The sequence below is a fragment of the Streptomyces sp. NPDC025806 genome (assembly GCF_055558275.1).
The window spans coordinates 45,931-62,598 of sequence record NZ_JBVHMU010000028.1 but is presented as its reverse complement, the minus strand read 5'-3'; the positions used below and the strand labels follow the sequence as shown (position 1 = coordinate 62,598).

The following is a 16,668-nucleotide window of genomic DNA, read 5'->3' as shown; positions in this document are numbered from 1 at the left end:
GCCCTGCCCGAAGGCATAGATGATCGAACCCAGCAACGCCAGGGCGACCACCGCGGCCAGGTAACGCCCGTAATGCCGGACCGGAATCGCCCTGATGGCTTCCGGCGCGGTCGCGGGCGGCGGCGTGTCCTCAGGACCGCCGCCCGTCTTCTCGATGTCAACAGACACGGATCTTGCCTTTCAACGACTTCTACGACCGAGGTGCGTGGTCACTTACCGCCGTTGACGGTGGCTTCCTTGACGGCGCCCGCCTCGACGCCCCACTTGGCGATGATCTTGTCGTACTCGCCGCTCTTGATGATCGCGTCGAGCGCGTCCTTGATGGCGTCGCGCAGCTGCGTCTGGTTCTTGGCCACGGCGATGCCGTACGGGGCCGCGTCGACCTGGTCGCCGACGATCTCGAAGGCCTTGCCGCCACCCGTGGTCTTCACCGCGTACGCGGCGACCGGGAAGTCGGAGGAGCCGGCGTCCGCGCCGCCCGAGCGCAGGCGGGTCTGGGCCTGCTGGTCGTCGTCGAAGGCCTGGATGCCCAGCGTCTTGCCCTTGGGGCACTTCTTGGCCTGGGCCTTGGCGAGGTCGTGGGAGACCGTGCCCCGCTGCACGACGATCTTCTTCCCGCACAGGTCGTCCCAGGTCTTGATGCCCTGGGTCTTGCCCTTCGGGGTGTAGATCGAGACGCCCGCGTTGAAGTAGTCGACGAAGTCGACGCCCTCGCCGACCTTCTTGCCGGTGTCCGAGTCCACGCCGTTCTGGCGGTCCTTGGTGTCGGTCATGGCCGACATGGCGATGTCGTAGCGGTTCGAGCGCAGACCCGTCACCAGGGTGTCGAAGGTGCCGTTCTCGAACTCGAACTTCACGCCGAGCTGCTTGCCCATCGCGGCGGCGATGTCGGGGTCGATGCCGATCGCGTTGCCCGACTTGTCCTTGAACTCCACCGGGGCGTAGGCGATGTCCGAGCCGACCCGGATGACGCCCTTGTCGCGGATCTCCTTGGGCAGCTTGTCGGCCAGCGGCGCGTTCTTGGTGGAGGCGGTGCCGGAGCCCGCGTCCTTGTCCTTGGTCTGGTCGCCGCAGCCGGTCAGCAGCAGGGTGCCGGCGACCGCGATCGCGCCGATCGCGGCTATCCGGGACTTCGCGGACGTCGCGGTCGTGCGGCGGGTGGTGCTTGCGGTCATGCTTGGTTCCTCCGGCAGGGTGAGGGAAAAAGCCGTGTGGTCGCACATGGTGTCGAGCATCGCGACCTCGCGTGGTTACGGCATCTTGCCATTCGGACTGCCCGATTCAGGGGGTCTGCGATGTCAAAATCGGATAACGGGTCGTCCAAGATCGCAACAGGCGGGCGTTGCAGGGCGCATGGGGCTGGATCTTCTGCCGATCCGCAGCCCCGGGGCCGCAGATTCTTCGGTGGACCGCCCCTCGTCTCACCATTCGGGCGACCCCTCGCCCGCCTCGCGTTCGACTTGTTGAATTGTCCAGACATTCGGCTATGAGTCATGTCACCGAGGCGTGATCGATCACGTACGGGGTCGTCCGTGGCCCCGTCGGTCAGGTAAGAAGGTCCTTTACACCCCTCATCCGGGGCACAGGGCGCGCGTGCGGCGCGCCCGTCGTGTACGCACCCGCACGGCCGGTCACAAACGGACCGGCCGGGTCGTACGCGGTCCCGCCCGTTCCTCACCAGGAACGGACCCACCCTCAACTGAAGCAATAAGACTTAAGGGGTCAGAAAAGTGGCAGCGGAGATCGTCAATCCTCGCAGCGACGCCAATACGGGCAACGAGGGCACTGACGAGCCCTTCGACCCGGCATTCGCGCTGCACCGCGGCGGCAAGATGGCCGTGCAGGCCACCGTGCCGGTCCGCGACAAGGACGACCTGTCCCTGGCGTACACGCCCGGCGTCGCGAAGGTGTGCAACGCCATCGCGGAGCAGCCGGAGCTCGTCCACGACTACACGTGGAAGTCGAACGTCGTGGCGGTCGTGACCGACGGTACGGCCGTCCTGGGACTCGGTGACATCGGTCCCGAGGCCTCCCTCCCGGTGATGGAGGGCAAGGCCATTCTCTTCAAGCAGTTCGGTGGCGTGGACGCCGTGCCGCTCGCTCTCTCGACGACCGACGTCGACGAGATCGTCGACACCGTCGTGCGCCTCGCCCCGTCCTTCGGCGGTGTGAACCTCGAGGACATCTCGGCGCCGCGGTGCTTCGAGATCGAGCGCAGGCTCCAGGAGCGACTGGACATCCCGGTCTTCCACGACGACCAGCACGGCACCGCCGTGGTCACCCTCGCCGCGCTGAAGAACGCGGCGAAGCTCAGCGGGCGCGAGCTCGGCGAGCTGCGCGGTGTGATCTCCGGCGCCGGTGCGGCGGGCGTGGCGATCGCCAAGTTCCTGCTCGAGGCCGGCCTCGGCGACGTCGCCGTCACCGACCGCAAGGGCATCGTGAGCCGCGACCGTGAGGACCTCACCCCGGTCAAGCGCGAGCTCGCCGAGATCACGAACAAGGCGGGCCTGTCCGGCACGCTGGAGGACGCACTCGCGGGCGCCGACCTGTTCATCGGTGTCTCCGGCGGTACGGTCCCCGAGCCGGCGGTCGCCTCGATGGCGCCGGGTGCCTTCGTCTTCGCGATGGCCAACCCGAACCCCGAGGTGCACCCCGACATCGCCCACAAGTACGCGGCCGTCGTCGCGACCGGGCGTTCGGACTACCCGAACCAGATCAACAACGTGCTGGCCTTCCCGGGCATCTTCGCGGGCGCCCTCCAGGTGCGGGCCTCGCGGATCACCGAGGGCATGAAGATCGCCGCCGCCGACGCGATCGCCGACGTCGTGGGTGACGAGCTCGCCGCCGGTTACGTGATCCCGTCGCCGTTCGACGAGCGGGTGGCCACGGCCGTCACCGCCGCCGTCGCCGCCGCCGCTCGCGCCGAGGGTGTGGCGCGGCGCTAGCGTCGTCGCGGACCGTCCGCGCTCTGGCGGATCGTCCGCTTCCTGGTCGAGGCCCCGCTCCGGCGGGGCCTTTTCCATGCCCGCGCCGCCCCGTGTTCCCTGACCGCTCCTGCGCGCTTCCCATGACCGCTCCTGCGCGCGTCTCATGACCGCTCCCGCTCGTAACGCCGCGTCGACGCGTTGCGCCAGAGGGCGTGTGTCACAGCGGCGGACGGTTCCCCGGCCGGGGCGCTGGGCCTATCGTCGGGGCCATGTTCGCCGCCTACGCTGCCCGTATCGACCGTGATCAGCCGCTGAACGGACTGGAGCTGGGGGAGCGGCCCGCCCCCGCCGACCGGCCGGGCTGGACCACCGTGAACGTCAAGGCCGCCTCGCTCAACCATCACGACCTGTGGTCCCTGCGCGGGGTCGGACTCGGTGAGGAGGCGCTGCCCATGATCCTGGGCTGCGACGCCGCCGGGATCGACCAGAACGGCAACGAGGTCGTACTCCATTCGGTGATCGGCGAGACCGGTCACGGGGTGGGGCCGCGCGAGCGCCGGTCCATCCTCACCGAGAAGTACCAGGGCACCTTCGCCGAGCAGGTCACCGTGCCCGAGTGGAACGTGCTGCCCAAGCCGAAGGAGCTCTCCTTCGAGGAGGCCGCCTGTCTGCCCACCGCCTGGCTGACCGCGTACCGGATGCTCTTCACCAACGCCGGGGTGCGTCCCGGTGACTCGGTCCTCGTGCAGGGTGCGGGCGGCGGAGTCGCCACGGCCGCGATCGCGCTCGGCAAGGCGGCCGGGCTGCGTGTCTTCGCGACCAGCCGCGACGAGGCCAAGCGCAAGCGGGCCCTGGAACTCGGGGCCGTCGAGGCGCTGGAGTCCGGGGCGCGGCTGCCGCAGCGGGTGGACGCCGTCATCGAGACCGTGGGCGCCGCGACCTGGTCCCACTCGGTGAAGTCCCTCCGGCCCGGCGGCACGCTGGTGATCTCCGGCGCGACCAGCGGCCCGAACCCGCCGGCCGCCGAGCTCAACCGCATCTTCTTCCTGGAGCTCAAGGTCGTCGGCTCCACGATGGGCTCCAAGGACGAGCTGGAGGACCTGCTGTCCTTCTGCGCCGCGACCGGAGTGCGCCCGGTGATCGACGAGGTCCTGCCGCTCGACCGGGCCCGCGAGGGTTTCGAGAAGATGGCGGGCGGCGACCTGTTCGGCAAGGTCGTTCTCACCGTCTGACCAGGAGGGGCGTCCGTGTGGGCGCCCCTTTTCCGTACCCGGCATGTCAACTGTGGTTGACGCCCGAGCGACGTCAACCTACATTGACATCATGACCGAGGCAACGGATCTCGCCGAGCAGGCGGGCGCCCGCGACCCGCGCGTCGGATTGCGGGCGGTCGCCGCGCTGCGGCGGCTGCTGGAACAGCTGGAAGCGGTACAGGTGCGCAGTGCGCGCCATCAGGGCTGGTCGTGGCAGGAGATCGCGGCCGAGCTGGGAGTCAGCCGGCAGGCCGTGCACAAGAAGCACGGGAGGCGATGATGTTCGAACGGTTCACCAAAGGTGCCCGCGACGTGGTGCGGGGCGCCGTCGACCAGGCCGAACAGGAACGTGCCCCGCGCGTCGACGAGGGCCATCTGCTGCTCGCCCTCCTGGAGGCCCGCGGCACCCGGGCGGCCTTCGCCCTGGGGGCGCTCGGCGCCGCCACGGATGCGCGGCGCGCGGCGATCGGACGGGGCCTGAGCGAGGCACGGCGCCGGGCCGGTCTCTCGCAGGCGGACGCCGAGGCCCTCGCCGGGCTCGGCATCGACCTCGACGAGATCGTCTCCCGCGTCGAGGAGACCCATGGCGTCGGCGCCCTGACCGGCGGCCGGCGGCTCGGCGGGCGCCGCCCGTTCACGAAGGAGGCCAAGGGTGTCCTGGAGTCCTCCCTGCGGATCGCCCTGGCCCACCGCGACCGTTCCATCGGCGACCAGCACCTCCTCCTCGCCCTCGCGACCCGCCCCGGCACGGCCATGGAGGTCCTGGCCGCACACGGGGTGACGGCCTCCGGAGTGGAGCGGGTGCTCTACGGCACGACCTCGGGCGGTGCCCTGGGCGGTGCCCCGGGCGGTGCCCCGGGCGGGGACTCGGACGGGGGCGAGCGCGGGGGCGAGCCGGGGGAGGCGGCGGGGTGAGACGGGCTGGGGTGGGCTGGAGGGGTGCGGGGTGAGGCGGGCTGAGGTGGGCTGGAGAGGTGCGGGGTGAGACGGGCTGGGGTGGGCTGGAGGGGTGCGGGGTGAGGCGGGCTGAGGTGCAGGCCGGGGATGGCGGTGTCGGTGCCGTACGGGCTTTCGGCCCGTCGTACCGCTGGTCCGAGTTCCTGAGCCCCCGAGTCCCTGAGGCCCTGAGGCCCCGAGTCCCCGGGCCCCTGAGTCCCCGAGTCCCTGAGCCCCCGGGCCCCTGAGCCCCCCGAGCCCCCGAGCCCCGCCGGTCCGGCGAGGCGGGCCTGAATCACCGCCCCGGCGCCCCGGCGCCCCGACCCCCGGCGCCTACTGCCGCGGAGCTCTGAGCGCCGATCCGATGTGGGCCGCTGCCTCCGAGAGGCGGCGGCGGGCCTCCTGGAGCTGGGCCGGGGAGACCCCGCGGTCGCGGGCCGCGTCGCGGATGTCGTCGCGGAAACGGTCCAGGAGGCGGTCCAGATCGCGGGCCGGATCACCCGTGCTGTCCTCAGCGGTGGCCCAGGACGGGAGGTACTCGACCGGGATCTCCTCCGACGCCGGGCGATACGTGGGACCGGCCGCACCGGCGGCACCGGAATCCGCGGAGCTGCCGGAGCCCGGCCCGGTGCCGGAGCCCGCAGCCGAGCCCGCGCCCGCACCCGTAACCGCACCCGCACCCGCGCCCGCACCCGCACCCGAGTCCGGGCCCGCACCCCCGCCGGCCCCCGCGCCCCCGCCCGCACCCGCGGCCGAGCCGGCACCCGTACCCCCGTCGGCGCCGGGCGCCTCGCCCTGAGGCCTGGGGCGCCCCGATTCCTTGCCGAAGGTCTTGCCGAACTCGCCGAACTCCCGCGCCAGCTCGGAGAGCCCCTCGCGGACCCCCGTCGGCCAGTCGCCCCGCGCGAAGTGGTCCTGCACCTGGTCCTGCACCCGCTTGGCCATGCGCTGGAACTCCTCCTGCGCCTGCGCCCGCACCTTGTCCTGCGTCTCCTTGGCCTGGCGGCGTGCCCGCTGGGCCTCCTCGCGGGCCCGGCGGCTCTCGTCCTTCGCGCGCCGCGCCTGCTCCTTCCACTCCTGCTTGGCCCGGCGCAGCTCCTCCTTGGCGGCCCGCCAGGACTCGTGGTCCGTGACGTCCCCCAGGCCGCCGAGGCCGAGCCCGGGGCCGGCGGTGGTGCCCCGGGCGCCGCCGGACTGAGAGGTCGCGGCCCGCACCTCGCGGCGCAGATCGCCCGCCGCGCCCCGCACGTCGTCCCGGATCTCGGCGGCCAGCTCGGCCACCGACTCGCGGATCTCCAGCTCCAGGTCGGCCAGCTCCCCGCTGCGGTCGGCCAGCTCGGCGCGGCCCGCGTCCGTGATCGCGTAGACCTTCCGGCCACCCTCCGTCGTGTGGGTGACGAGCCCCTCGGACTCCAGCTTGGCCAGCCGGGGATAGACGGTGCCCGCCGACGGCGCGTAGAGCCCCTGGAAGCGCTCCTCCAGGAGCCGGATCACCTCGTAGCCATGGCGCGGCGCCTCGTCGAGGAGCTTGAGGAGGTACAGGCGCAGGCGGCCGTGGGCGAAGACGGGGGGCATGTCAGAGCACCTTCTTGTCAGCGTCGCCGGTGTCGTCGGCGGGGGTGTGAGGCCCGGTCCCCCCGTCGGACGGGTCGTCCTCGCCCGGAGGCCGGCGCAGCAGCGCGATGGAGCCGGAGACCGTGGTCGCCTTGAGGCTGCCGGTGCCCGCACCGAGCCTCCCGGTGATCTTATGGGCGCCCCACTGGCCGGAGACGCGCAGGCCGTCGAAGGCGTTGGACACCGCGCCGCTCGTCGTGTTCGCCTCCACCTCCGTGTCCGCCGGGTGCGGGATGCGGATGGCGATCTCGCCGGACACGCTGGTGAGGGTGACGTCGGTCGGGCCCGCCGGGTCCAGGTCCACGATCATCGCGCCGCTGACGGTGTCCGCCTTCACGAAGGAACCCGAGCCCTCGACCACGGTCAGATCGCCCGAGACCGAGCTGAACCGCAGGTCGCCCGTCACCGCCTGGGCCTCCACGCTGCCGGAGACCGTGCCCGTGCGCACCGGGCCCGTCACGCCCACGAGAGTCGTGTCGCCGGAGACGCCCTTGATCTCCGTGTGCCCCTCGATGCCGGAGACCACCGCGCCGGCCCCGACCACCCCCACCTCGACCCGTGTCCCCGTGGGCACGGTGAGCGTGACGACCGCGCTGCGATGCCAGCCCTTGCGGTCGAGCCACTTGAGGAAGCCCTTCCAGGGCAGGTCGTCGTATACGACCGACAGTGTCCCGCCCTGCTGGGTCACCGTCAGCGGCGGTCCCTCGATCTCCGAGACCTCCAGGCGGGCGGAGGGCTCGTCGGCGCCCACCACGTTCACCATTCCGTTCACCACGCGCACATGCAGCGCCGTCACCGGCTCGTCGAAGACGAGCTTCTGCGGCTCCGCGACGGACCACTCGGGCATGGTGCGACCTCCTCCACCGTGAACGCGCCATATCGCGTCCTCTGTCAAACACGATATATCGCGGATACGGGAAGTCAAGACTGTCGCGGCGGCGGTCCATCGCGCTCACCCGCACGAGCGATGCCTCACCGCCCACCCGCCCGGCCGTCATTTATGGCCGAACGCTGACAAATTGACCTAGCGTGAGCCCATGTCGTCGTCCCCGGAACCCGCCGGAGCCCTGCTGCTGTGCCGCGCCGAACCCGCCGTGGTCGGCCCCGCCGCCCACCTGCTGCGCCGCCGCATGCTCCTCGCGCAGGCCGGGCGCGGCTGGAGCGTCCTCGTACCGGAGACCAAGCCCTGGCTGGACGGCGCGGACACCGCCGGGGGCACGGACGGCACGGTTGGCGCGGAAGGCACAGTTGGCACGGACGGCACCGGCGAACCGATCGAGCGGATCCTCGGCGGCTGGGCCGGCGCCCTCGCCGTCGGCGCGCCCTGGCCCGTGCTCGCGCTGTGGTGGGACGCGGACCGCAGCGGCTTCACGCTCGCCTCCGGATTCCGCCGCCCCGTCGGCTACGTATGGCTCGCGAACGGCACCCCGGCCGGTGAGGACGAGGCCATGCGGACCTTCGCCGCCCGCCTCGGGCTCGACCCCGTACTCGACATGCAGGCGCTCGACGCGCTCACCGCACCCGACAGCGGCTCCGACGCCCGGGCCAGGATGCTCGGCCTGCTCGCGGTGCTCCGCCGCACCGGGCTCGTCCTCCCCGCGGGCCTGACCCCCGGCGAACCCGCCGACCGGCTGCGCGAGGCCGCGCGGATCCAGCCCGACGCCGAGCCCGTCTCCTGGTCCGGCTGGCGCGACGCGATGCACGCCGAACTCGATGTCGTCGAGGGCACCGGCATCGGCCCCTGGCTGCGCGGCCCCAAGGCCCGCTGCATCGCCGCCGCCCAGCTCGCGGCCGGTCTCCCGCTCGCCCTGTACGGCCTGCGCCGCCGCAGCGGGGGCTGGCTCACGGCGGGCGCGGTGCTGCTGGCGCACGGCGCGCTCGGCCTCGCGTACGACCGGATGCGCTCGGCCCGCGACTGACACCCGCCCCGGCCCCGTACGCCCCCGGCCTCGTACGCGCCCTGGCCTCGTACGTGCCCTGGCCTCGTACGCGCCCCGGCCCCGTACGCGCCCCGGCGGAGTCCTACTCGTCGTCCTCGTCGTCGTCCAGCCGCGCCAGCCACGTGGCCAGGCGCTCCACCGGCACCTCGAAGTCCGGGTTCAGATCGACGAACGTCCGCAGCTGCTCGGCCAGCCACTCGAAGGTGACCTCCTCCTCGCCGCGCCGCTTCTCCAGCTCTTCGATGCCACGGTCGGTGAAGTACAAGGGGTGCTCCGTGCTGCTCGTCCTGCTCGTGGTGCGTTGTCCCTGCCAGGATAGGCGTGGCCCGGCGGGTCACGGACGGGCACCGGGCGACGACCGTGCGCTCTCGCCCCGGCCGCCCCCGCGAGCTAGCCTGATGGCTCATCAATACCGGTGGGGCGTACGGGAAATGGTGCGCCGCGGCGACGGGGGAGTGCGCCATGGGGGACGCGATACGGCCGGTGCGGCTGCCGGACGGCACGGAGGTCTGGGTCCGGGCCTCGAACCTGCCGCGCCTCGGCGGGCAGGACGACTACGACGACCTCTACGAGGACGTCGGCCTGTGGGAGAACGTGGTCACCCGCGTCGAGGGCCTGAAGGAGACCGTCGAGGGCGTCGCCCGCTCCGTCCGTACGGCCACGGCGGCGGTCGCGCCGGACGAGACGGCGGTGACGTTCGGCATCGAGGTCAGCGCCAAGCCGGGCAAGGCCGTCGCGGTGCTCGCCGACGGCGAGGCGAAGGCCAATCTGTCGATCACCCTGACCTGGCACCACGCCGACCGCCGGGCCGACACCGACGCGGGCCCGGCACCCGTACCCGTACCCGGACCCGCCCCGGGCGAAGGTGCCGAGGAGGGCGACAGCCGGGCCGGGGCCTGATGGCGACCCCTCCGGACCGCGGCGAGCTCTGGCAGCTGACCGAGGAGGCGACCGTGGGGCTCGGGGCGCCGCCGCCCTCGGACGACGGGCTGCCGATCGTCGCCCAGCGCGGTGCGCGAGCCCTGTGGGGCAGCGGGTTCCTCGTGGCCCCGGGCTGGGTGCTGACCTGCGCCCATGTGCTGGTCGACGGGCCGGGACGGCGGGCCCGCCGTGCCGTGCGCCCCGACGGCACCGACGTCGGCGTGTACGTGGACGGACGCGTGCTGCGCGGCCGGGTCGCGTACTCGATGCCGCTGCCCCGGGCCGCCCGGTCCGGCCCGCACGGCCCCGACAGCGCCACCGACCTCCTCGTCTCCGAGGCCGACATGGCGACCCCGGACACCGAGAAGAGCGGCCCCGACCTGGCGCTGGTCGCCCTGCTCGACCCGATGGACCGGGAGCGCTGCGCCTGGCTCACCGACCGGCCCCCGGGCGAGTTCGGCAGCGGCGGCATCGTCGGCCGCTTCGCGCACCCCTCCGGCGTGCCCGGACACAGCGAACCCGAGAGCCTCTCGTGCGGCTACGGCGGCACGACGGGCACCCGGATCAAGTTCGAGCTGCGGGCCGACATGCGCCCCGGCACCTCCGGCGGGCCGCTCGTCGACCTGGAGCGCGGCGAGATCGTCGGCATCGTCAAGGCGCGCTTCCGTGAAGGCGGCTCCGGGATCGCCGTCGCCGTGAGCGGCCTACGCGCGCTGACCGCCGACGCGCACCTCGACGGCGCCCCCGACCTCGGCCCCGACCCGTACGGGGAGCTGATGCGGCGGCACGACGACTGGCACTGGCACCGCCAGCACCCCGAGCACGGCAACGGCGAACCCACCTGGGTCGACGCCCAGCGCGCGCTGCCCAGGCGGCGCGGCTCCTGGGGCGTGCTCGACCGACTGGAGGCCCTGCACCAGCTCGGCGCGATGCCCCCGCCCAGCACCTCCGCGACCGTGCGCGAACTCGCGGCCGAGGCCCTGGACCGGACCGTGGCCCACTCCGTCGCCCCCGTCGGCTGGCGCGACGGGCTCGGCATGCTGCACGGCTTCGGCGGCGAGGGCGACCTCGCCGTGCACCTCGGCTATCTCGTCCTCGTCGCGAAGTGGATCTCCAAGCACTCCGCCGAACCGGAAGCCGCGGCACGCGCGCGTGAGCTCTACGAGTCCGTCATGAAGCGCGGCCACGCCCTGGACGCCAGACAGCGCGGACAGCTCGGCACCCTGCGCCCCCGCCCGCGCGCCGTCCTCCTGGAGTTCGACCACGCGCCGTCGACCCCGTACTTCGACGAGGGCGAGGAGGAGGTGCAGCAGTACGTCTGGTCCCTCTACAAGGGGTACGAGGACGGCCGCTGGGAGCTCGCCAGGACGCCGCCCACCGACGGACAGCCCTTCGAGCAGGCCCGCGAGAGTGCGCTCGACGCGCTGGTCGGCGTACTGGAGGCCGCCGACGCGACCCGGGCCGACGACGATCCCGTGCCCCTCGAAGTGGCCCTGCCCGGGAGCGAGTTCGCCGCCGCCGTCGCCGAGTGGGAGATACGGGAGGACGCCCGGCCCAGCGCCCCGCACAGCCCCATGGGCATCGACCGCCCCGTGATGCTGCGCGACATCGAGCGCCGCGCCCAGCTGGTCGACGCCGCCGACGTCGCCGAGCAGTGGCGCGCCCGTTGGCGCGGACTGCACCGGGCCGAGCGGCTGCGGCTGCTGCGTCCCGCCGGCCCGCCGGTGCCGCTGCGGCGCGCCCAGCTGAAGAGCGCGCCGCACGACTCGGTCCCGGTGCTCTGCCAGCGCGTGACGGCGGGCTCCGGCCACGTCGCGGTCCAGCGCGCGGTCGGCCTGGGCTACCCGGTTGCCCTGTGGCGGGCCGACGGGCACGGCGACGAGGACGGCTGCGGCGACGCCTGCGACGGCTTCCACGAGGGCGTCACCACTCTGCTCGACCGCCCCGGCGAATCCGTCCGCACCCTGCCCGGCCGCCTGTGGAAACTCCGCAACGGCGCCGCCGGCACGGACTGGCTGCGCGGCCTGATCCTCTTCTACGACAGCCCGGACCACCCGCTGCCCGCCGCCTCGGCCCGGCCCTTCGAACCGCCGCCGTAGCGATGCCTTCACGCCGACTTGAATCCGATGGGAGGGCCCGGCGGGCCCGGTATTTTCGTGGCAGCCTGTCGCGGAGGGGGCCTTCATGAGCGAGTGGCTGATCTACCGGGGCGCCGGAGCCCCGCACGACGACATCGAGCGGCTTCCCCCACCGCCGCCCTGGCGCGATTTCGACGGCGCCCCCGCGCTCGACTCGCCCGGCGAGCTGGACAGCGCCTCGGTCCGCCGGCTCGGGGTGCGCAGCCGCCAGGCGCAGATGCACCGGCCGGGCGCGGAGGAGCGCGAGCTGGTCAACGCCGCGCTCTACCTGCGCAGACCGCTGCTCGTCACCGGTCAGCCCGGCAGCGGCAAATCGACCATCGCGCACTCGGTCGCGTACGAGCTGAAGCTGGGCCGGGTCCTCACCTGGCCGGTCGTCAGTCGCAGCATCCTGCGCGAGGGGCTCTACCAGTACGACGCCATCGGGCGTCTCCAGGACCTCCAGATCCGCACCGCCCTCGGCGAGGACACCGCCGCCGGCATCGCGGACGTCGGGCGCTACATCCGACTCGGGCCGCTCGGTACCGCGCTGCTCGCCTACGACCGCCCGCGCGTGCTGCTCGTCGACGAGCTCGACAAGAGCGACATCGACCTGCCGAACGACCTGCTCAACGTGCTGGAGGAGGGTGAGTTCACCATCCCCGAGCTGGAGCGGATCGCGGATGTCGCCCCTGACGTCGAGGTCCTCACGCACGACGGCGCCAAGGTGACGGTCCATCACGGCCGGGTGCGCTGCCGGGCCTTCCCGTTCATCGTCCTGACGAGCAACGGGGAGCGCGACTTCCCCGCCCCGCTGCGCCGCCGCTGCATCCAGCTGGAGATGACCCCGCCCGACGCCGAGCGGCTCGCGGGCATGGTCCGCGCCCACTTCGGCGAGGGCGCCGACGACGAACACGCGGCGCTCATCGAGCAGTTCCTCGACCGCGACCCCGGCGACGTGCTCGCCGTCGACCAGCTGCTCAACGCCATCCATCTGGTCCGCCAGACGGGCTGGGACACGGACAGCGCCGCCCGCGCCCGTCTGTCGGGCGAACTGATGCGGCCCCTCGACCGGACGCGGTGACCGGGTGCCCGCTCCCGAGCCTCCCGACCCGCACGTTCCTGCCCCGGGGACTCCGGACCAGGAGGCCCCCGCCCCGCCCGTTCCCGATCCGGACGGCCCGGCTCGGGAGGCCTCCGACTCGCAGGCCCCTGATCGGGAGACCTCCGATCGGGCGGCCTCCGGTTCGCGGACCCGTGGCGGGGTGACCCGTGACCCGCAGTCCTCCGACGCGCAGGCTCCTGGCCCGCAGGCCCTTGGCCCGCAGGCCCTTGGCCCGCAGGCCCTTGGCCCGCAGGCCCTTGACCCGCAGGCCTCCGACCCGCAGGCCTCCGACCCGCAGGCCTCCGACCCGCAGGCCTCTGACCCGCAGGCTCCCGACCCGCACGTTCCTGACCCGGGGACTCCGGACCACGAGGCCCCTGCCCCGCCCGTTCCCGATCCGGACGGCCCGGATCGGGAGGCCTCCGACTCACAGGCCCCTGATCGGGCGGCCTCCGATAGGACGGCCCCCGGTTCGCGGACCCCTGGCGGGGGGACCCCCGACCCGCAGGTCTCCGATCCGCAGGCCCCCGACCCGCAGGCCTCCGCCCCCCAGGCCTCTGGCCCGCAGGCCCCCGACCCGCTGACCCGTCTCGTCCGTGCCCTCGCCGAGGCCGGTACCCCGCTCGACACCCGGGAGCTCGCCGACGCCCTCTGGCTGGCTCGGTGGGCCGGTGGCGGTGGGCGGTCGTCGCGTACGGGAGCGCGGTCCTCCGGGCCCGTGCCGAGCGGCCCGAAACCGGCCGCCGAAACCCCCGACACGCCGGAGGGACCTCCTCCGCACCGGTCGGATCCGGCCAAATCCGGGGAGCCCGCCGTGACACCCCCGCGAGCGGCCCCCGTCACCCTCGCCGAACTGCGCCCGGCCGCACCGGATCCGGCCCCCGCCACCGGCGCCCCCCGCGCCGCCGCCATGTCCGGGCTCCCCGCCCTGCCCGCGCTGCGCCGGGCCCTGCGCCCCCTGCGCGCCTACCGGCCGCCCGGACTCTTCGCCCCCAGCGAGCTCGACGAGACCGCCACCGCCGAACTGACCGCGACGGTCGGCCTGTTGAGTCCCGTCCGGCGGCCCGTGCGGCGGCGCACCGCCGACCTCGTCCTGCTCATGGACGGCGCCCCCGCCATGGCCGTCTGGGACGGCCTGCTCGCCGACCTGCGCCGCGCCTGCGTCCAGGTCGGTGCCTTCCGCGACGTCGTCGTGCAGTACCTGCACCCGCTCGGCGACGGCCTCGGCGTCACCGCCCGCCCGGGACTCGGCCACGTCCTGCGCCCCGCCCAGGAGGTCACCGACCCCTCGGGACAGCGCGTCCACCTGCTGCTCAGCGACTGCACCGGACCCCTGTGGCGCGACGGCACCTTCCAGCGGCTGCTGCGCGGCTGGGTCACCGGCGCCCCGCTCGCCGTGCTCCAGCCCCTGCCCCAGCGCTTCTGGCAGCGCACCGCTCTGCCGGCCCGCACCGGAACCCTGACCCGCCGCCAAGGCCCGTACAGCCAACTGGAGTTCAGAGAGCTGCGGCGCGGACCGAGGATCGCGGCCGGCCCCTACGTCCCCGTCCTGACGCCCGCCCCCGCCGCACTCGGCACCTGGTCGCGGCTCGTCGCGGCCGAGGGCGGACTGCGGCTGCGCGGCGCCGCCGCACCGCTGGACACCGTCGCCCGGACCCCCGCGGCACCCCTGGACACCCTGGGTCAGGACGACGAGGCGGAGCGGCTGCTCGTCGAGTTCGACGAGACCGCCTCGCCCACCGCCCGCGACCTCGCCGTCCACCTCGCCGCCGCGCCCCTCGCCCTGCCCGTCATGCGCCTGGTCCAGCACACGATGCAGCCCGGCACCGGCCCCGCCGAACTCGCCGAGGTGCTGCTCGGCGGCCTCGTCACCCAGCGCCCGCCCGGCGACGGGCCGGGGCGCGAGCAGGAGGCCCGCACCGGCCCCTGGTTCGACTTCAAGCCCCGCGTGCGCACCCTGCTCCTCCAGCGGCTCAGCGCCGGCGAGGCCGCCCTCGTCCTCAAACACTGCGCCCTCTACCTCGAACGCACCTTCGGCCGTGCCGCCCGCAACTACCCGGCCGCCGTCGTCGCCTACCTCGAAGGCACCGGCCGCCGCCCCACCGGAGGCACCGGCAGCGTCCCCGAACCCTTCGCCACCGTCTCCGACCTCGTCCTGCGCCACTTCGAACGCGGCCTCGCCGAACTCCCCGGCACCCTCAAACTGCCCGGCCACCCCCTGCGCGCCGCCGAACAACGCCTGCGCCGCTACGAGACCGACGGCGGCGCCGACGACCTCCTCGAAGCCCTGCGCCTGCTGCGCACCCCCCGCGCCACGGACCACCCCGACGCCGGCCGCCTCCACACCCGCGCCCTGCTGCACGCCTGGCAGGAATGGCGCGACCCGCGCCGGCTCGCCGAGGCCGAGGACGTCGCACGCCGCGAGGTCGACGCCCTCGCCGCGCGGACCGACCCCGACCCCGAGGGCCTCGGCGCGGCCCGCATCGCCCTCGCCCGCGTGCTGCAGACCCGGGGCGAGGAGCGGATCGCCGAGGCCGCCCGGCGCCGCCCGCCCGAGTCCACCGAGCTGCGGGAGCACGGGGAGCGCCTCGTCGACGAAGCCCTGGCCCAGCTCGAACTCGCCCTGTACCTCCCGGGCCTGACCGCCGCCACCCGCCTGTCCTGCGCCGTGCTCCACACCGCCGTCGTGAACAGCCGCCTCGACCGTTCACCCGACGACGACCTCACCCACCTCGACCGCTCCGTGCGCGTCCTGAGCCGCCTCACCGAGCGCTGGCCGGGCGGCGCCCCGCCCGCCGAACTCTGGTTCGCCCTCGGCCGCGCCCTGCTCCGATGCGCCCTGCACGCTCTGCCCGACACCGCCGAACGGCGCCGTCTCGCCCTGCGGGCGGCGGCGGCGCTCACCGCAGGCGCGGAGCGCGTCGGGGGCGTGGACGGCGCGGGCACGCCCCCCGCCCGGGCCCTCCTCGATCTGGCGACCTCACATGCGCTGAGCGATGCTCCGTTCGCTTTGGAGTCTGAGAGGGCAGTCTTGAAGCGAGCCGCCGACGCGGCACGGACCGAGAGCGACACCCCGCTCGAGGCCGCGGCGCGCGGACGACTCGCCCTGCTGATGTGGAACAACGGCAACAGCGACAACACCAGCGACAGCACCAGCGACAGTGACAGCGACCAGGCGGACACCGACGCGGCCGAGGCGGAGATGAAGCGGGCACTGAGTCTGTTACGACCGGGCGACCCCCAGCGAGCCGAGCTGCTCGTCTCGTACGGGCAGATGCTGCTGGAGCCCCAGCGCGCCCACGACGAGTCCGAGGACCCCAACCGGGTCTCCGAAGCGGTCAACAGCCTGCGCGAGGCCGTGGCCGACACCGCGCCGAGCCATCCCTCGGCCGTGGAACGCCGCCTCCTGCTGGCGGCCGCCCTGCGCCGGCGCTACGGCGCGGAGTCCATGATCGCCGACCTGTACGAGGCGTGCTGGACCCTCGACCAGGCACTGAGGGACACCGAGGTGCCGGCCCTGCGCGCCGCCGCCTGGCTCGAACTCGGCGGCCTGCACGGGCTCCTGGCCCGGCACACCCGCGAGCGGGAGGAGTGGGTCCGCGCCGACGAGGCGTACGCGCGCGCCGTCCAGGAGGCCGAGGCGGCCCGCGACCCGCGCACCGCGGCGCGCGCCCTGCACGGCCGCGGCGAGGTCCTGGAGTTCCTCGCCGGCCCCGCCCGCGCCCTGACCCTCTACCGCGCGGCCCGCGAACGCTGGGCCCGCACCCCGGCGGCCGACCCGGCCGAGGTGCGCCGCACGGATGACCGGATCCGGCGGCTGGACGGCACGCAGTGACCCGCCGGTGTTTTCCTCAC

The 16,668-nt window shown here is 73.9% G+C and carries 13 protein-coding genes and 1 pseudogene; 9 read left to right on the top strand and 5 right to left on the bottom strand.

Going from position 1 to position 16,668, the window contains the following annotated elements; genetic code table 11:
- Positions 1–168, bottom strand: a pseudogene (locus ACZ4E1_RS37140) (amino acid ABC transporter permease); the annotation flags it as partial.
- 41 nt (positions 169–209) lie between these two features.
- Entirely contained in the window at positions 210–1,175 is a 966-nt protein-coding gene (locus tag ACZ4E1_RS37135) for an ABC transporter substrate-binding protein (RefSeq protein WP_467547918.1), read from the bottom strand.
- Positions 1,176–1,730: 555 nt separating this feature from the next.
- Here ACZ4E1_RS37135 and ACZ4E1_RS37130 point away from each other — a divergent pair.
- The 4 genes from ACZ4E1_RS37130 (at position 1,731) to ACZ4E1_RS37115 (ending at position 5,095) form a co-directional block, all read left to right on the top strand.
- A complete protein-coding gene (locus ACZ4E1_RS37130) occupies positions 1,731–2,945 on the top strand; it encodes an NAD(P)-dependent malic enzyme (RefSeq protein ID WP_467547916.1) in 1,215 nt (404 codons plus the stop codon).
- A gap of 251 nt (positions 2,946–3,196) precedes the next feature.
- Positions 3,197–4,159, top strand: coding sequence for a zinc-binding dehydrogenase (locus ACZ4E1_RS37125; RefSeq protein ID WP_399131164.1), 963 nt, complete (start codon positions 3,197–3,199; stop codon positions 4,157–4,159).
- Positions 4,160–4,250: 91 nt separating this feature from the next.
- The gene (locus tag ACZ4E1_RS37120) at positions 4,251–4,460 is read left to right on the top strand and encodes a helix-turn-helix domain-containing protein (RefSeq protein ID WP_384620296.1); all 210 of its coding nucleotides are present in this window, start codon (positions 4,251–4,253) and stop codon (positions 4,458–4,460) included.
- Complete coding sequence (locus ACZ4E1_RS37115; RefSeq protein ID WP_467547926.1) at positions 4,460–5,095, top strand: Clp protease N-terminal domain-containing protein; 636 nt, start codon at positions 4,460–4,462, stop codon at positions 5,093–5,095. Before ACZ4E1_RS37120 ends, ACZ4E1_RS37115 begins: the two co-directional genes overlap by 1 nt.
- Positions 5,096–5,449: 354 nt before the next feature.
- Here the strand turns inward: ACZ4E1_RS37115 and ACZ4E1_RS37110 are convergent, their stop codons facing one another.
- Positions 5,450–6,691 (bottom strand): PadR family transcriptional regulator, encoded by a 1,242-nt coding sequence (locus ACZ4E1_RS37110; RefSeq protein WP_467547913.1) that lies wholly within the window; start codon positions 6,689–6,691, stop codon positions 5,450–5,452.
- A gap of 1 nt (position 6,692) precedes the next feature.
- Positions 6,693–7,577, bottom strand: a complete 885-nt coding sequence (locus ACZ4E1_RS37105) for a DUF4097 family beta strand repeat-containing protein (protein WP_467547911.1) — start codon at positions 7,575–7,577, stop codon at positions 6,693–6,695.
- 190 nt (positions 7,578–7,767) lie between these two features.
- Here ACZ4E1_RS37105 and ACZ4E1_RS37100 point away from each other — a divergent pair, with 190 nt between their 5' ends.
- Positions 7,768–8,649 (top strand): hypothetical protein, encoded by an 882-nt coding sequence (locus ACZ4E1_RS37100; RefSeq protein WP_467547909.1) that lies wholly within the window; start codon positions 7,768–7,770, stop codon positions 8,647–8,649.
- Between the two features lie 103 nt (positions 8,650–8,752).
- Here the strand turns inward: ACZ4E1_RS37100 and ACZ4E1_RS37095 are convergent, their stop codons facing one another.
- Entirely contained in the window at positions 8,753–8,935 is a 183-nt protein-coding gene (locus tag ACZ4E1_RS37095) for a DUF6104 family protein (RefSeq protein WP_019058231.1), read from the bottom strand.
- A 197-nt stretch (positions 8,936–9,132) separates the two neighbouring features.
- Between ACZ4E1_RS37095 and ACZ4E1_RS37090 the strand changes: the two genes are divergently transcribed.
- From ACZ4E1_RS37090 to ACZ4E1_RS37075, 4 genes are all read left to right on the top strand, one after another.
- The gene (locus ACZ4E1_RS37090) at positions 9,133–9,570 is read left to right on the top strand and encodes a CU044_2847 family protein (protein WP_467547908.1); all 438 of its coding nucleotides are present in this window, start codon (positions 9,133–9,135) and stop codon (positions 9,568–9,570) included.
- Entirely contained in the window at positions 9,570–11,690 is a 2,121-nt protein-coding gene (locus ACZ4E1_RS37085; protein WP_467547906.1) for a VMAP-C domain-containing protein, read from the top strand. The genes ACZ4E1_RS37090 and ACZ4E1_RS37085 overlap by 1 nt, the downstream gene beginning before the upstream one ends.
- A gap of 85 nt (positions 11,691–11,775) precedes the next feature.
- Positions 11,776–12,792 (top strand): AAA family ATPase, encoded by a 1,017-nt coding sequence (locus ACZ4E1_RS37080; RefSeq protein WP_467547904.1) that lies wholly within the window; start codon positions 11,776–11,778, stop codon positions 12,790–12,792.
- Positions 12,793–12,796: 4 nt separating this feature from the next.
- On the top strand, positions 12,797–16,648 hold the full coding sequence (locus ACZ4E1_RS37075) for an SAV_2336 N-terminal domain-related protein (protein WP_467547902.1): 3,852 nt from the start codon (positions 12,797–12,799) through the stop codon (positions 16,646–16,648).
- The last annotated feature ends 20 nt before the right edge of the window (positions 16,649–16,668 follow it).

Excerpts from the sequence above, each read along its gene's own strand:
- ACZ4E1_RS37135 (WP_467547918.1), bottom strand. The coding sequence starts at position 1,175 with ATGACCGCAAGCACCACCCGCCGCACGACCGCGACGTCCGCGAAGTCC.
- ACZ4E1_RS37100 (WP_467547909.1), top strand. The coding sequence starts at position 7,768 with ATGTCGTCGTCCCCGGAACCCGCCGGAGCCCTGCTGCTGTGCCGCGCC.
- ACZ4E1_RS37080 (WP_467547904.1), top strand. The coding sequence starts at position 11,776 with ATGAGCGAGTGGCTGATCTACCGGGGCGCCGGAGCCCCGCACGACGAC.
- ACZ4E1_RS37115 (WP_467547926.1), top strand. The coding sequence starts at position 4,460 with ATGTTCGAACGGTTCACCAAAGGTGCCCGCGACGTGGTGCGGGGCGCC.
- ACZ4E1_RS37105 (WP_467547911.1), bottom strand. The coding sequence starts at position 7,577 with ATGCCCGAGTGGTCCGTCGCGGAGCCGCAGAAGCTCGTCTTCGACGAG.
- ACZ4E1_RS37085 (WP_467547906.1), top strand. The coding sequence starts at position 9,570 with ATGGCGACCCCTCCGGACCGCGGCGAGCTCTGGCAGCTGACCGAGGAG.
- ACZ4E1_RS37120 (WP_384620296.1), top strand. The coding sequence starts at position 4,251 with ATGACCGAGGCAACGGATCTCGCCGAGCAGGCGGGCGCCCGCGACCCG.
- ACZ4E1_RS37090 (WP_467547908.1), top strand. The coding sequence starts at position 9,133 with ATGGGGGACGCGATACGGCCGGTGCGGCTGCCGGACGGCACGGAGGTC.
- ACZ4E1_RS37125 (WP_399131164.1), top strand. The coding sequence starts at position 3,197 with ATGTTCGCCGCCTACGCTGCCCGTATCGACCGTGATCAGCCGCTGAAC.
- ACZ4E1_RS37110 (WP_467547913.1), bottom strand. The coding sequence starts at position 6,691 with ATGCCCCCCGTCTTCGCCCACGGCCGCCTGCGCCTGTACCTCCTCAAG.